Source organism: Pandoraea morbifera, from assembly GCF_902459575.1.
Classification (GTDB): domain Bacteria; phylum Pseudomonadota; class Gammaproteobacteria; order Burkholderiales; family Burkholderiaceae; genus Pandoraea; species Pandoraea morbifera.
The window spans coordinates 297,788-311,614 of record NZ_CABPSD010000003.1 but is presented as its reverse complement, the minus strand read 5'-3'; the positions used below and the strand labels follow the sequence as shown (position 1 = coordinate 311,614).

The 13,827-nt window shown below is 67.2% G+C and carries 12 protein-coding genes; 9 read left to right on the top strand and 3 right to left on the bottom strand.

The genetic code is table 11. The features are described 5' to 3' along the window. Positions 1 to 25 precede the first annotated feature (25 nt). Genes PMO31116_RS07515 through PMO31116_RS07485 form a run of 7 tightly spaced genes read left to right on the top strand, consistent with a single transcriptional unit; the run spans position 26 to position 7,927 of the window. The gene (locus PMO31116_RS07515; RefSeq protein ID WP_150566165.1) at positions 26 to 532 is read left to right on the top strand and encodes a chemotaxis protein CheW; all 507 of its coding nucleotides are present in this window, start codon (positions 26 to 28) and stop codon (positions 530 to 532) included. Beyond that, positions 529 to 1,995 (top strand): CheR family methyltransferase, encoded by a 1,467-nt coding sequence (locus tag PMO31116_RS07510; protein ID WP_150566164.1) that lies wholly within the window; start codon positions 529 to 531, stop codon positions 1,993 to 1,995. Before PMO31116_RS07515 ends, PMO31116_RS07510 begins: the two co-directional genes overlap by 4 nt. Then, complete coding sequence (locus PMO31116_RS07505) at positions 1,992 to 2,642, top strand: chemotaxis protein CheW (RefSeq protein ID WP_023598193.1); 651 nt, start codon at positions 1,992 to 1,994, stop codon at positions 2,640 to 2,642. The genes PMO31116_RS07510 and PMO31116_RS07505 overlap by 4 nt, the downstream gene beginning before the upstream one ends. After that, positions 2,639 to 5,113, top strand: coding sequence for a hybrid sensor histidine kinase/response regulator (locus PMO31116_RS07500; protein WP_150566163.1), 2,475 nt, complete (start codon positions 2,639 to 2,641; stop codon positions 5,111 to 5,113). The genes PMO31116_RS07505 and PMO31116_RS07500 overlap by 4 nt, the downstream gene beginning before the upstream one ends. Then, on the top strand, positions 5,110 to 6,117 hold the full coding sequence (gene cheB / locus PMO31116_RS07495) for a chemotaxis response regulator protein-glutamate methylesterase (protein WP_150566162.1): 1,008 nt from the start codon (positions 5,110 to 5,112) through the stop codon (positions 6,115 to 6,117). The genes PMO31116_RS07500 and cheB overlap by 4 nt, the downstream gene beginning before the upstream one ends. 13 nt (positions 6,118 to 6,130) lie before the next feature. Beyond that, positions 6,131 to 7,174 (top strand): diguanylate cyclase, encoded by a 1,044-nt coding sequence (locus PMO31116_RS07490; protein ID WP_425494768.1) that lies wholly within the window; start codon positions 6,131 to 6,133, stop codon positions 7,172 to 7,174. 15 nt (positions 7,175 to 7,189) lie between these two features. Beyond that, positions 7,190 to 7,927, top strand: coding sequence for a glutathione S-transferase (locus tag PMO31116_RS07485; RefSeq protein WP_150566161.1), 738 nt, complete (start codon positions 7,190 to 7,192; stop codon positions 7,925 to 7,927). Positions 7,928 to 7,969: 42 nt separating this feature from the next. Here PMO31116_RS07485 and PMO31116_RS07480 read toward each other — a convergent pair whose 3' ends face one another. From PMO31116_RS07480 to PMO31116_RS07470, 3 genes are all read right to left on the bottom strand, one after another. After that, positions 7,970 to 8,566: a GNAT family N-acetyltransferase gene (locus PMO31116_RS07480; RefSeq protein ID WP_150566160.1), complete on the bottom strand. Its 597-nt coding sequence runs from the start codon at positions 8,564 to 8,566 to the stop codon at positions 7,970 to 7,972. A gap of 149 nt (positions 8,567 to 8,715) precedes the next feature. Further along, on the bottom strand, positions 8,716 to 10,149 hold the full coding sequence (locus PMO31116_RS07475) for a TAXI family TRAP transporter solute-binding subunit (RefSeq protein WP_246185185.1): 1,434 nt from the start codon (positions 10,147 to 10,149) through the stop codon (positions 8,716 to 8,718). A 75-nt stretch (positions 10,150 to 10,224) separates the two neighbouring features. Beyond that, positions 10,225 to 11,145, bottom strand: a complete 921-nt coding sequence (locus PMO31116_RS07470) for a LysR family transcriptional regulator (RefSeq protein WP_023598186.1) — start codon at positions 11,143 to 11,145, stop codon at positions 10,225 to 10,227. A gap of 116 nt (positions 11,146 to 11,261) precedes the next feature. On the opposite strand from PMO31116_RS07470, the gene PMO31116_RS07465 reads away from it, so the two are divergent. Beyond that, the gene (locus tag PMO31116_RS07465) at positions 11,262 to 12,452 is read left to right on the top strand and encodes a M20 aminoacylase family protein (protein ID WP_023598185.1); all 1,191 of its coding nucleotides are present in this window, start codon (positions 11,262 to 11,264) and stop codon (positions 12,450 to 12,452) included. Then, positions 12,449 to 13,777, top strand: a complete 1,329-nt coding sequence (locus tag PMO31116_RS07460; RefSeq protein WP_425494767.1) for an MFS transporter — start codon at positions 12,449 to 12,451, stop codon at positions 13,775 to 13,777. Before PMO31116_RS07465 ends, PMO31116_RS07460 begins: the two co-directional genes overlap by 4 nt. Positions 13,778 to 13,827: the final 50 nt, after the last annotated feature.

Below are 13,827 nucleotides of genomic sequence, written 5' to 3'. Positions count from 1 at the left end.
GTCTTCGACCATCGCGCACACCGATATGTTGTTCCTGCGTTTCGCCATCGCGACCGATCACTATGTCATCGAGGCCAGCCATGTGGCCGAGGTGCTGCCGTGGCTCGCGCTCAAACGTCTGCCGGCAGCCCCGCCCTGGGTGGCCGGGGCGTTCAGCTATCGCGGCGAATCCGTACCCGTGATCGACCTGACGCATCTGGCGACTGGCGTGCCGGCGCCGGCGCGACGATCCACGCGCCTGGTGCTCGTGCACTACCCCGCGCCCGGCCCGGCCGCGCGCCGGCTCGGGGTGCTCGTCGAGCGCGCGACCGACACGCTGCGGGCCGACGCGGCGGCGTTTCAGCCCAGTGGTGTCGACCTGTCCGAGGGCCGCTACCTTGGGCCGGTGCTCGACACCGACGATGGGCTCGTGCAATGGGTGCGGGTCGATCAGTTGCTCACGGATGCGGCACGCGCCCTGCTCTTCGACGCCGCGCGCGATGCGATGGCCGAAGCCGCCACGGCGCGCCCGGCATCGGGAGAGTCGCCATGAGCCATGTGCGCGACATCGAACGGTTGCTGCGCGACACGATGGGCCTCGATGCCGAGACGCTCGGCGCGAACGCGGTGGAGCGGGCGGTGCGCGCCCGGCTTGCCGCGCTCGCCGAATCGTGGCCGGAAACACGCGACGGTTCCGCCGACGTCTTGTATTGGCAGCGATTGCAACAGTCGCCGGACGAATTGCAGGCGCTGATCGAGGCGCTTGTGGTGCCGGAGACATGGTTCTTCCGGCATCGCGACGCTTTCACGGCCCTGGCGGAAATGGCGCAGGATGAACGGCGTGCGCGGCGAGGCACGGTGCGCGAGGCGCAGCCGCTGCGTTTGCTGAGCCTGCCGTGCTCCACCGGTGAAGAGCCATATTCGATGGCGATGACCCTGTTCGATGCGGGCTTCGGGGTCGACGAATTCACCGTCGATGCCCTGGACATCAGCGAGCGAGCGCTCTCGGTGGCGCGCGCGGGGGTCTACGGCCGCAATTCCTTTCGCGGTCCACCCGCCACCCTGCAGTTTCGCGACCGGTATTTCACGCCGGTCGGCGAGCATCATCGCGTCGTCGATGCCTTGCGCACGCAAGTGCGCTGGCACGCGGGGAATCTGTTCGACGAAACACTGATCGACCGGCTGGGTACGTTCGACTTCGTCTTTTTCCGCAACGTGCTGATCTACTTCGACCGCGATGGGCAGCGACGTGCCATTGCCGCGCTGGAACGCCTCATGCGCATGGGGGCCACGCTGTTTGCCGGACCCGCCGAGGGCGGCACGCTGACCAGCAACGGCATGACATCGACCGGGCACGTGCAGGCTTTCTCGTTTCGTGTCGCCGGGCCGGTGCGCGACGTGACGCCGCCCGCGCCTGGGGCGCCGCGCTTCACGGGCACGCTCGACACGTTCAGCACCACGGCGCCCGCCAACGCGATGGCGGCGTTCGCGCAGCGGCACACGGCATCTGGCCACGTTGCGCCGACGGCACCGCTCGCACCGGTCGCGCCTCCGGCGTCTTCCTCGCCCGCATCGCCGGCACGATCGGCACGATCGGCGCCCGCGCCCGTGGCTTCGGTATCCGCCACCGTGGCGCGCCCCGCCGCGCCGTCGGCGCAGCGGGCCGACACGGGCGCATTGCTCGAACAGGCGCGCCTGGCGGCCGATGCGGGCGACTTCGTGCGCGCCGTCGCGCTGTGCCGCGACGTGCTCGCGGCGGATCGTGCCAACGCGCAGGCGGAGTACTTGCTGGGACTGGTCGAGGACGCACGCAACAACGCACAAGGTGCGATGATCCACTACCGCCGGGCGTTGTATCTCGATCCCGGCCACTACGAGGCCCTCGTGCACTGCGCGGCACAACTCGAAGCGCGCGGCGACACGCAAGGCGCCCGACGCCTGCTCGAACGCGCCGGGCGCGTCGCGCCTGCCGAAACCCCTGATCGCGACCATCGTCACGGGACCCGACATCGATGACTCAACGCGACATCGCCCATGAGGCCGGCTCCGTGTCCGGCGAGCACCCGCGGATGCTGCGACCGGACGCGGACCGCCAGTCGCTGCATCGGCAGGCGGCGACGCTGCTCGACCGGCTGCCGGTCGTGCCCGCCGATCCATCGCCGTGGCGCGCCGCACCCGATGCACAGGGCGCCACGCGGGGGGCATCGCTGCTGTTGTTCCGGCTCGGCGACGAATGGCTCGCATTGCCGGCGTCCGCCATCGAGGAGGTCGCGCCGATGCGGGGCTGGCATTCCGTGCCGGGGCATCGCCAGCGTGCGCTGCTCGGACTGGTGAATCTGCGCGGCGCGCTGGTGCCGTGCCTGTCGCTGGGCGAGTTGATCGGCGTACAGCCCACGGTTGCCCAGACGACACCCACAGGCGCTCCGCGCGCGGGCACGTCACGATTGCTGGCGTTGCGCCATGGCCACCATCTGAGCGCCTTCCCCGTGACCGAAGTGCACGGCACGGTGACGCCAACGACCGAACGGCTCGGGGCCGTGCCCGCGACGGCACTCGGCGCGGCCGACGGGTTTTCCGTGGCGGTGCTGCACTGGCGCGAGCAGGTGGTGGGCGTGCTCGATCCGTTGCGGGTAGGCGCGGCGTTCGATCGGAGTCTCGCATGAGCGACGATCTGCGCAACGCCACATTGCTCGACCTGTTCCGAATGGAGACGGAAACCCAGGCGCAGGTGCTCGGCGACGGGTTGCTGGCACTCGAGCGCACGCCGACCGACGCATCGCGACTCGAAGCGTGCATGCGCGCCGCGCATTCGCTCAAGGGTGCGGCGCGCATTGTTGGCGTCGACGCCGGCGTTGCGCTGGCCCACGTGCTCGAGGACGCGTTCGTTGCCGCCCAGCGCGGCGCGCTCGCCATCGACGTCCCGATCATCGATCGCATGTTGCAGGGCGTCGATTTGCTCATGCGCCTTGCGCACCCGCCCAGCCATGATCCAGGATGGGCGCAGGGCGCGGGCAAGGCAGAGATCGACGCCTACGTCGCCGCCTTCACCGAAGCGCTCGCAGGGCTGACGAACGACGCGGCGCCCGAACCCGCATCGCAGGCACCGCAGCACCCCGCGCGGGAAACCGGCAACGGGGACGCGCACGGAGAGGCGTTTTTGGACGAGGACGCCGCCTTCGATTACGCCGGCTACGGGGCCGGGACGACGGGGCTAATCGAGGCGATAGAGGCCATCGGGGCGAGCCGGGAGGTCCCGCTGGCGTCGGCGTCCGCGGGTGGATTGGACCACGTCGGCAAGCGCGACGAGTGGCGTGGCGACGGGCCTGACGACGGACGTCGGGACAAGCCCGACGGCGCGGGCGCGGACAACGCGTCGCGAGCGCTGCGCGTGTCGGCCGACAGTCTGGACCGGCTGCTGCGTCTGTCGAGCGAAGCCTTGGTGGCGTCGCGCTGGTCGCAGCCCTTCGCGCAGTCGCTGCTGCGGCTCAAGCGTCATCAGCATGAGGCGGGCGACGCGCTCGATCGCGTGAGTGCCGCGCTGGAGGGTGTCGCGGACCGTGCCGACGAGAACCGTCAGATGTTGCTTGCGGCACTGGCCGACTTGCGTCGCGCGCTGGGTGTCGGCGGCCAGTTGCTCGCCGAGCAGATTCACGAACTCGACCAGTTCGATCGCCGCTCGACGCAACTGTCGCAGCGTCTGTACGACGAAGCGCTCGCGTGTCGCATGCGTCCCCTGGACGACCGGCTGGGGGGCTTCGCGCGCATGGTGCGCGATCTTGGACGCTCGCTCGGCAAACCCGCTCGGCTCGAGATCCGCGGGGCGGACACGCAGGTCGATCGAGACATTCTCGACCAACTCGAAGCGCCGCTCGGACATCTGTTGCGAAACGCCGTCGATCACGGCTTGGAGAGTCCTGCGCTACGGGCTGCGGCGGGCAAGCCGGCCGAGGGCGTCATTACACTCAGTGCGCGGCACAGCGCGGGACTGCTGCTCGTGAGCGTGGCCGACGACGGTGCGGGAATCGATCTCGAACGGGTGCGTGCGGCGGTGGTCGCGCGCGGGCTGGCAGCGCCGGAGACCGCGCAGCGGCTCGACGACAACGAACTCGTCGAATTCCTCATGCTGCCGGGCTTCACGTTGCGCAGCACGGTCACGGATATCTCGGGACGTGGCGTCGGCCTGGACGCGGTACGCGCCATGGTGGCACAGGTGCGCGGCACGGTGCGCATCGAGCATGCGCCAGGACGCGGCACGAAGGTCATTCTTCAATTGCCGCTCACGCTTTCGGTCATGCGCAGTCTGCTGGTCGAAATTGCGGGCGAGCCCTATGCGTTGCCCCTCGCGAACCTGTCGCGCACGCTCGCGTTGCCGCGGGAACGTATCGACATGCTCGAAGGTCGCCCGCATTTCACGTTGGACGGCAGGCAGATCGGACTCGTCAGCGCACAGCAGGTGCTGTGCGGCAGCGAGCCGTCGGCCGCGCCGGGGGATCAGCCGGTGGTCGTGTTCGGCGACGGCGAGTCCCGCTATGGCTTGGCGGTCGACAAATTCCTGGGCGAGCGCATGCTGGTCGTGCAGCCGCTCGATGCGCGGCTCGGCAAGCTGCCGAACATTGCCGCCGGGGCGCTCAACGAGGACGGCTCGCCGCTGCTCATCATCGACACGGCGGATCTGGTGCGCTCGATCGCCAAGGCCGTGGAGACGGGTTCGCTCGAACGGCTGCCGGTGCGCGTGGCACAGACTGGCGGCCGGGGGCGCAAGCGCGTGCTCGTCGTCGACGATTCCTTGACCGTACGAGAACTCGAACGCAAACTGCTCGCGGCGCGCGGCTATGACGTCAGTGTCGCCGTCGATGGCATGGATGGCTGGAACGCGGTGCGCAGCGAGACGTTCGACATGGTGATCACCGATGTCGACATGCCGCGCATGGACGGCATCGAACTGGTCACGCTGATCAAGCGCGACGCCCGTACCGCGGACCTGCCGGTCATGATCGTTTCCTATAAAGATCGCGAGGAAGACCGTCAGCGCGGGCTCGATGCGGGCGCCGACTATTACCTCGCGAAAGGCAGCTTCCACGACGACGCGCTGTTGCGCGCGGTGGTGGATCTCATCGGGGAGTCGGGGTCATGAAGATCGGTATCGTGAACGATTCGGCCATTGCGGTGGAGGCGTTGCGCCGCACGCTCGCGCAACGACCGGGGCTCGATGTGGCGTGGGTAGCGCACGACGGCGCACAGGCCGTTTCGTTGTGTGCACCGAACCCACCCGACCTCGTGCTGATGGACCTCGTCATGCCGGTCATGGACGGGGTCGCCGCCACGCGGGAAATCATGCGGCGCACGCCCTGCCCGATCCTGATCGTGACGTCCGATGTCGGCCATCATGCGAGCCTGGTATTCGACGCCATGGGCGCCGGCGCGCTGGACGCCGTCGATACCCCGGTGCTCGGTGCGGCGGACATGACACGTCCGGCGTCGTCGCTGCTGACGAAGATCGAAGCCGTGGCGGCGCAGCAGGCCGACGCGTACAGGCCCGCGCCCGTGGTGATGCGCGCGGCTGCGGCCGGTACCGACGCGCTGGTGGCGATCGGTGCGTCGGCGGGCGGACCGGCGGCGCTTGCAACGCTCCTGGGGCGCCTGCCCGCTAACTTTGGCGCCGGGGTGATCGTGGTGCAGCACGTCGACGACGCGTTCACGCCCGGCATGGCGACGTGGCTCGATCAGCAGACGGCGCTCACGGTGCGCCTCGCGAAAGCGGGCGACCGGCCGACGGCGGGCACCGTGTTGCTCGCGGGCGGCAATCGCCACTTGCGGGTCGACGGGAGCGGACGCTGTGCATACAGCGACGAACCGAAAGACGCGGTCTATCGGCCGTCGATCGACGTATTTCTGCGCAGCGTTGCCGAACACTGGCGCGCGCGCGCCGTGGGCGTGCTGCTCACGGGCATGGGGCGCGACGGTGCGGCCGGGCTCGGCGACATGCGCGCGCGGGGTTTCATCACGATCGCGCAGGACCGCGCAACGAGTGCGGTGTACGGCATGCCCAAGGCGGCGGCCGAGGCAGGGGCCGCGTCGGAGATTCTGCCGCTGCCGACCATTGCGCCACAATTGGTGGCGCTGTTTGGAACTGTATGACAGGAAGCAAATCATGACGACAACCCCGCGCCAACTCAATCCCGCAGTGCAGCCGATCGGCAGCGAGAGCAGCCTGAACGATTCGTCGGCGATGGTGTTGCTTGTCGACGACCAGGCGATGGTTGGTGAGGCGGTGCGGCGCGCGCTGGCCGGCGAGTCGAACATCGACTTTCACTATTGCGCCAATCCGGACGACGCGTTGCGCGTGGCCGAGCAGACGCGCCCGACCGTGATCCTGCAGGATCTGGTGATGCCGGGCACCGACGGTCTGCAACTGGTTCGCCAGTACCGCGCAAGCCCGCTCACGCGCGACATTCCGATCATCGTGCTGTCCACGAAGGAAGAGTCGACAATCAAGCGCGAGGCATTTGCGGCGGGGGCGAACGATTATCTGGTCAAGCTGCCAGACACGATCGAGCTGGTGGCACGCATTCGCTACCACTCGCGCTCATACATGAACCTGCTGCAACGCGACGAAGCGTATCGCGCGTTGCGCGAGAGCCAGCAGCAATTGCTCGAGACCAATCTGGAGTTGCAGCGTCTCACGCATTCCGACGGTCTCACGGGGCTGGCGAACCGACGTTACTTCGACGAGTATTTCGGTGCGGAATGGCGCCGTGCATTGCGCGAGCAGCGCGAGATGGCGCTGTTGATGATCGACGTGGACAATTTCAAGATCTACAACGATACCTACGGACACATTGCCGGTGACGACGTGCTGCGGCGCGTGGCGAGCACCATCGCCGAAGCGGCGGCGCGTCCGGCCGATCTCGCGGCGCGCTTCGGCGGCGAGGAATTCGTGATGGTGCTGCCGAACACGTCGCCTGCCGGTGCGGCGGTGATCGCCGAAAAGGTGCGTGCGCAGATCGACGCGATGGCGATTCCGCACATCGGCTCGGCCAACGGCCGGCATGTGACGGTCAGTGTCGGCGGCGCGGCGCTGGTGCCGCGCACGCACATGGCATCGACGTCGCTGATCGAGTCGGCGGATCTGGCGCTGTATCGCGCCAAGCAACAGGGCAAGAATCGCGTGGAGATGCAACCCGGCGCTTCCTGAGCCCGAGGAGGATGCATGACCTTCGAGCTGTTCTATTGGCCGGGCCTGCAGGGGCGCGGCGAGTTCGTCCGGCTTGCCTTCGAGGCCACCGCCACGCCGTATGTGGAAATCGTGCGGGGCGATAGTCCCGGTCAGGGACTCGACGCGCTGCTCCACGCGATGGACGATCCCCGGTGCATCGATCCGCCCTACGCGCCGCCCTTCCTGCGCGTGGGAGACGAGCTGATCGGGCAGACCGCGAACATCCTCGCCTATCTCGGCCCGTTGCTCGGTCTCGTGGGGGAATCGCCTCGTGCGCGACGCTGGGTCAATCAACTGCAACTCACGCTGGCGGATCTCGTGGCCGAAGTGCACGACGGTCACCACCCGATTGCCAGCCGTCTTTACTACAGCAATCAGCGCGCCGAGGCGCGCAAGCGGACCGCCGACCTGATCGACTACCGCCTGCCGAAGTTCTTCGAGTACTTCGAGCGAGTGCTGGCGCATAACCCGCACCCCGGCGGATGGCTCTCGGAGGGGGCGATGTCCTACGCCGACCTCTCGTTGTTCCAGGTCATCGAAGGGCTGTACTACGCGTTTCCCCGCGCGATGACGGGCTTTGCCACGGCGTTCCCGCGCTGCCGGGCGGTGCGCGACGCCGTGGCGCGTGAGCCGCGCATCGCGGCATATCTGAAGTCGTCCCGCCGAATCGCCTTCAACACCACGGGCATCTTCCGGTACTACAGGGAACTGGATCGCGCCTCGCCGTTTTGACCGTTGCCGCCCACGCGGCGCCGCGCGACGCATCGGGCCGTGTCAGCGCGATGACTCCGGCAGCGTGGCGTCGCCGGCGTTGAGCGGGCGTTGCATGAGTACGGTGTCGACCCATCGGCCGAACTTGAAGCCGACCGATCGGAGCACGCCTGCCTGGACGAAGCCGCAGGCGCTGTGCAGCGCAAGCGAGGCCGCGTTGCCACTGTCGCCGACGTTCGCGATCAGCTGCCGCCATGGACCGCCCTCGCACCGCGCGATGAGCGTGAGCAGCAGCGCGCGTCCGATCCCCTGTCCGGTCGCGTCGGCGGCGATATACACCGAGTCTTCCAACGTGAAGCGGTAGGCCGAGCGCGGTCGGTAATGGGTGGCATAGGCATAGCCGAGCACCTTGCCGTCGCGTTCGGCGACGAGATAAGGCAGACCGGCGTCGAGTACCTTCGCGCACCGCGCGCGCATCTCGGACTCGTCCGGCGGAATTTCCTCGAACGAGGCCGATCCAGTGCGCACGTGGTGCGCATAGATGGCCGTGATGGCCGACAAATCGGCCTCGGCTACAGGACGCACGGCACAGGCGCTGCGCGCCAGTTCGTTGCCCACGCGTTGCGCATTGCTGGATGAGGGGACGGAAGACGACGGCATTCGGACACGCTAATTCGTTGAGTAACACGACGGACCGGCGAACCGGCCGCTACCTGCGGGCAGTGTGCGCCGCGTACGTCCATAAAAAAAGCTTGTGCTCATTATGAATTGCATAAGCGTTACTTTGAGATGCCACCGGTTCGATTGGCTCAGGCGCTGGCGCCCGCCTCGGGCGGCACGCCCCCCGCGCGCTGGATCGCGTGTGCACCCGCCAGCCCGCCTGTACCCGCGCCGGCGGGCTCGGGGTGCATGGCGTCGAGCCGCTGGCGCACGAAGCCGATATGCTCGCGAAGCACATAAAACTGATCGGCATAGGCGAGCGGAATCTTCAGCCGGTTGACGGCGGCTTCGATGGCGTCGAGTCGATGCCGCAGGTTCGTGTATTCGGCGTGCGCGTCATCGGCCAAGGCCTCGCGCTCGAGCGCGATGAGTGCACCGTACCAGCGGTAAAGGCGCGATTTCACGCGCCAGCTGTACAACGCCGGCACCAGTCGGAAAGCGGGAATCAGGACCACGATGATGGGCACGAGCAGCACGACGATCCGATCGGCGAGGCTCGCGATCCAGAACGGCAGATGCCGGTACAGGAATCCCTTGCCTGACTGGTAGTAGCGCGCCGCATCGTCGGAGAGCGGGAATTCGTGCACCTTCGCGGACGGGAATTCCCCTGCCCGCTGCAGCAGGTTCGCCTTGCCATGGACTTCCTTCGCGGCCTCGATGAGCAGATCGGACAGCGCGGGATGCAGGCTGTCACGGGCCACGAGCTCGACGGTCGGGCTGATGACGTGGACCGCTTGCGCGGGCAGGTTGCGTCCGAGGTCGAAGACGCCGCGCGGCAGCGTGAGCTGATTCAGATACGTGAAGCGGCGCGTGTATGCGTCGGCCTGCGCAAAGTCCATCAACCGGATGCCCGGTTCGCGGATGAGCTTGCCCATGGTGGGACCGGTGGCCGTGTCGCCGGTGAGCATGGCGGCGTCCACGTGCCCTTCGATCAGGGCCTGGGCGGCTTCCTGGCCATCGTACGCGGTGAGCGTCGTGGACCCGCCTGGCTCGATGCCGTTGGCCTTGAGCAGCGTGAGGGAAAGGGCGCGCGCGCCGCTGCCTTCGCGGCCGATCGCGATGCGTTTGCCGGTGAAGTCGGAGAGCTTGGTCACGCGCGGCCCGCGATAAAACACGGAAATCGGCGCATAGAACACGCTGCCGAGCGACACCAGGCCGTCGACGTTCAGGCCTTGCGATACGCCGCCCTGCACCAGTCCGAGATCGACGTTCTGCGAGTCGTCGGCCAGACGCTCGACGTTTTGCCGCGAGCCTTCCGACGTCAGAATGTTGAGCGTGATGCCGTCGCGGGCGAGGATCGTCTTGTAACGCTGTGCCGCGTTCCAGAACGAGCTGCCTTGCGGCCCGGCGCTGATCGTGACGGTGCGCGGCGGCGCTGGCTTGACCAGCCACACCGCGAGCCAGATGGCGGCAATCGACACGAGCACGACAGGCCCGAAGGAAACGGCGAGATCACGCCAGGAAATCGCGACGAAGCGCGCACGGAGTCGCCGATGGGCGGGTTGGTTCGAGTCGGTCTTCATCGATCAGGCAGGCTTTATCCAACACCCGGCAGATAATACGCCATCTGCGGTGCGGGACTTCGACGCGTTCCCAAGTCACCGATGCGCGAGACTCTGCGCGAGTTGCTTCCACAGGTGATCGGCCGCCGGCGAGAGGCGCCGCCCGACGCGCGTCATCATCTGGCTGGAAAACCCGAGCGCGATCGGGTGATCGATCGGCACGGCCACGAGTTCGCCCAGATCGATGCCGCGTCGCGCGGTGATGGCCGACATGAACGCCACACCCAGACCGGCCGCCGCCAGCGTCTGCGCGGTATTGAACAGGTCGACGCGATAGGCGGGCGTGACATTCAGACGAGCCGTATCGAGCACCGAGTGCACGAACTGCTGCACGCCGTGGGCTTCGGTCATGAAGATGAGTCGCTCGTGCTCCAGCTCGGCAGGCGGCACGCTGGCGAGCTTCGCGAAGCGGTGTGTCGGTGCGACCACGGCGCACAGCGCCTTCGGCGCGAAGGGGTGGATGCGCATCGACGGATCGTCCGCGGAGCGGGCACACAGACCGATGTCCACCACGTCGTCGCGCACGAGCGACAGCACGGCGGGCGTGGGGCCGGATCGGATCTCGACCAGGATGTCCGGATAACTCATCGAAAAGCGTTGCAATGCCTGGGCGATCAGGCGGCCGATGAAGCCTTCGCCAACGCCGATCGCCACCTTTCCCCGTTTCAGATGGCGATACTCCTCGAGCCGGGCCGAGAGGTCGCGCTGGCGGCGCTGGCCGTCGCGGTAATAGTCGATGAGCACTTGCCCGATCTCCGTCACGCTGACGTTGCGCCCGCGCCGCTCGATGAGCGGAAAGCGCAGGCGCCGCTCCATCGCCGCGATCTGTCGGCTCACCACCGACGGATTCACCCCCAGTGACTCGGCCGCCATGCGAACGCCGCCGGTGGCCGCAATTTCCGCGAGATATTTGAGCGGACGCTCGCCGATGTCGTCCATCCAGGTGTCGATCGTCATGGCACTACGCGTCCAATTGTTGCCTTGAGAGCAACATTTTGGCCTGGATTGCGTCATGGGTGGGAATTTTCGTCGGTGCAATACTCCGCGATATTCGAAAAAGAGAGGGAACCCCGATGAGTGAGACTCGCTATTGCGAAGTCGGCGATCTGGCCGACGCCCGCGAGCAACTGGCCGACATCCGGCACCATATCCACCAGCATCCCGAGCTGTCCTACGAGGAAGTCGACACCTCGCGCTACGTGGCCGAGAAGCTCGAGCAGTGGGGCTATCAGGTCACGCGCAACGTTGGCGGTCATGGCGTGGTGGCGTCGCTGCGCGCGGGCACCAGCGGCCGCACCGTGGGCGTGCGCGCCGACATGGATGCCCTGCCGATTCACGAGCAGACGGGCCTGGCGTACGCCAGCGTGCACGACGGCAAGATGCACGCGTGCGGTCACGACGGTCATACGACCGTGCTGCTGGGCGCCGCCCAGCAACTCGCCAGGACGCGCAACTTCGATGGCACTGTCCACCTGATTTTCCAGCCGGCGGAAGAAGCCGGCTCGAACAGCGGCGCCGAGCAGATGATCGCGGATGGCTTGTTCGAACGTTTCCCGTGCGATGCAATTTTCGGTTTGCACAATCACCCGGGCGTTGCCACGGGCACGTTCGGCTTTCGCGCCGGCCCGCTCATGGCCGCGTGCGATACCGTGAAGATTCGCATTCACGGCCGCGGGGGGCATGCCGCGCGCCCGCATCTGGCGATCGATCCGGTGATGATCGGCAGCAGCCTTGTGATGGCGCTGCAGACGGTGGTGGCCCGCAACATCGATCCGACCGAAGCGGCCGTCGTCACTGTCGGTACCTTCCATGCCGGCTTCGCACCGAACGTGATTCCCGAGGAGGCGGTCATCGAGATGAGCGTGCGTTCGTTCTCGGCGACGGTGCGCGCCACGCTCGAGTCGCGCATCTGCGCGCTGGCGAAGTCGCATGCCGAAGGCTACGGCGCGAGCGTCGACATCGACTACATCCGCGGTTATCCGGTGCTCGTCAACACCGAGGCGGAAACGGAATTCGCGCGCGGCGTGGCCGAAGAACTGGTCGGCGCCGATCATGTCATCGCCCCGTTCCCGCCCATCGCGGGCAGCGAGGACTTTGCGTACTACCTGCAAAAAGTGCCGGGCTGCTTCATCCGCCTGGGCAACGGCGAAGGCAAGCCGATGCTGCACAACGCCAAATACGATTTCAACGACGACAATCTGACCATCGGGGCCGCTTTCTGGACGCGTCTGGTCGAACGCTTTCTTGCCAAGGACCGCGCATGAACACCGCCGCACAATCCGCGCAATCCGCGCAATCGCTTCCGACCGAGGGTGCACAGCCGTTGCCGATGGATGCCGCGCAGCAACGCAAGATCGTTTTCGCCGCCGTCATCGGCAACCTGCTGGAATTTTTCGACTTCACCGTCTACAGCTATTTCGCGCTGACCATCGGCAAGCAGTTCTTCCCGTCGCATGATCCGATCACGTCGTCGCTGCTCGCGTTCGCGGTGTTCGCGGTGGGCTTCGTGATGCGCCCGCTCGGCGGCATCGTGCTCGGCCGTTACGCCGACCGCGCCGGACGCAAGCCCGCGCTCACGCTGACCATCCTGTTGATGGCGCTTGGTTCGGCCGCCATCGGTCTGGCCCCGACCTATGCGCAGATCGGGCTGGCCGCGCCGCTGCTCATCGTCGGCGCGCGTCTGCTTCAGGGCTTCGCGCAGGGCGGCGAATTCGGCGCGGCCACGGCCACGCTGCTGGAAGTCGGCGGTGCGAAAAGCCGTGGGTTCCGCGCGAGCTGGCAGCTGGCAAGCCAGGGTGCGGCGGCGTTGCTCGGTTCGGGGCTGGCGGCGAGCCTCGGCTTCCTGCTCTCGGACGACACCATGCACAGCTGGGGCTGGCGCATTCCGTTCCTGCTCGGCACGCTGATCGCGCCGGTCGGCATCTATTTGCGCCGGCACATTCAGGAGGAGCCGCCCAAGGTCAAGGTCGTGGCCGGTCGCCACGATCCGAAGCATGGCGTATACGTGCGCAACTGGTTCCTCACGATCTTCTCGATCATGGGCATGTCGGTGTCGACGTACGTGATGATGTACTACATGCCGACGTACTGCATCCAGTACCTCGGTCTGCCGCCGAAGATGTCGATGCTCGCGGGAGTGGCGGCCAGCACGATCTCGCTGGTGATGTGCCCGATTTACGGCGCATGGTCGGACAGGATGGGCCGTCGCAAGCCGCTCACGATGGCCGGCCGCGTGGCGCTCATCGTGCTGCTTTACCCGGCGTTCTGGATCATGACGCACTTCCCGTCGCTGCCGGTCGTGCTCGCCGCGCTGGTCGTACTGATGCTGTGCTACACCATGGGCTCGGCCCCGGCGTATGCGCTCATGCCGGAGAACTTCCCGAAGCACCTGCGCGCGGGCTACATGTCGAGCGCATACGCGATTGCGGTGTCGGTGTTCGGTGGTACCGCCCAGCTCGTCGCGGGCTGGCTGATTCGCGTGACCGGCAACAAGATGGCGCCGGCGTGGTACATGATCGTCTGCGTGCTGATCTCGCTCGTCGCCGTGTCGATGTTCGAGGAAACCGGCAACAAGGTGCTCGACGAGTAAGGCGCACGCCCCAAGGCGCATCGGCCGCGCGTTCCCGCGTGCCTGGCCGA

Bases quoted from the DNA above. Each gene is read 5' to 3' on its own strand.
- PMO31116_RS07515 (WP_150566165.1), top strand. From the start codon at position 26: ATGTTGTTCCTGCGTTTCGCCATCGCGACCGATCACTATGTCATCGAG.
- PMO31116_RS07510 (WP_150566164.1), top strand. From the start codon at position 529: ATGAGCCATGTGCGCGACATCGAACGGTTGCTGCGCGACACGATGGGC.
- PMO31116_RS07505 (WP_023598193.1), top strand. From the start codon at position 1,992: ATGACTCAACGCGACATCGCCCATGAGGCCGGCTCCGTGTCCGGCGAG.
- PMO31116_RS07500 (WP_150566163.1), top strand. From the start codon at position 2,639: ATGAGCGACGATCTGCGCAACGCCACATTGCTCGACCTGTTCCGAATG.
- cheB (WP_150566162.1), top strand. From the start codon at position 5,110: ATGAAGATCGGTATCGTGAACGATTCGGCCATTGCGGTGGAGGCGTTG.
- PMO31116_RS07490 (WP_425494768.1), top strand. From the start codon at position 6,131: ATGACGACAACCCCGCGCCAACTCAATCCCGCAGTGCAGCCGATCGGC.
- PMO31116_RS07485 (WP_150566161.1), top strand. From the start codon at position 7,190: ATGACCTTCGAGCTGTTCTATTGGCCGGGCCTGCAGGGGCGCGGCGAG.
- PMO31116_RS07480 (WP_150566160.1), bottom strand. From the start codon at position 8,566: ATGCCGTCGTCTTCCGTCCCCTCATCCAGCAATGCGCAACGCGTGGGC.
- PMO31116_RS07475 (WP_246185185.1), bottom strand. From the start codon at position 10,149: ATGAAGACCGACTCGAACCAACCCGCCCATCGGCGACTCCGTGCGCGC.
- PMO31116_RS07470 (WP_023598186.1), bottom strand. From the start codon at position 11,145: ATGACGATCGACACCTGGATGGACGACATCGGCGAGCGTCCGCTCAAA.
- PMO31116_RS07465 (WP_023598185.1), top strand. From the start codon at position 11,262: ATGAGTGAGACTCGCTATTGCGAAGTCGGCGATCTGGCCGACGCCCGC.
- PMO31116_RS07460 (WP_425494767.1), top strand. From the start codon at position 12,449: ATGAACACCGCCGCACAATCCGCGCAATCCGCGCAATCGCTTCCGACC.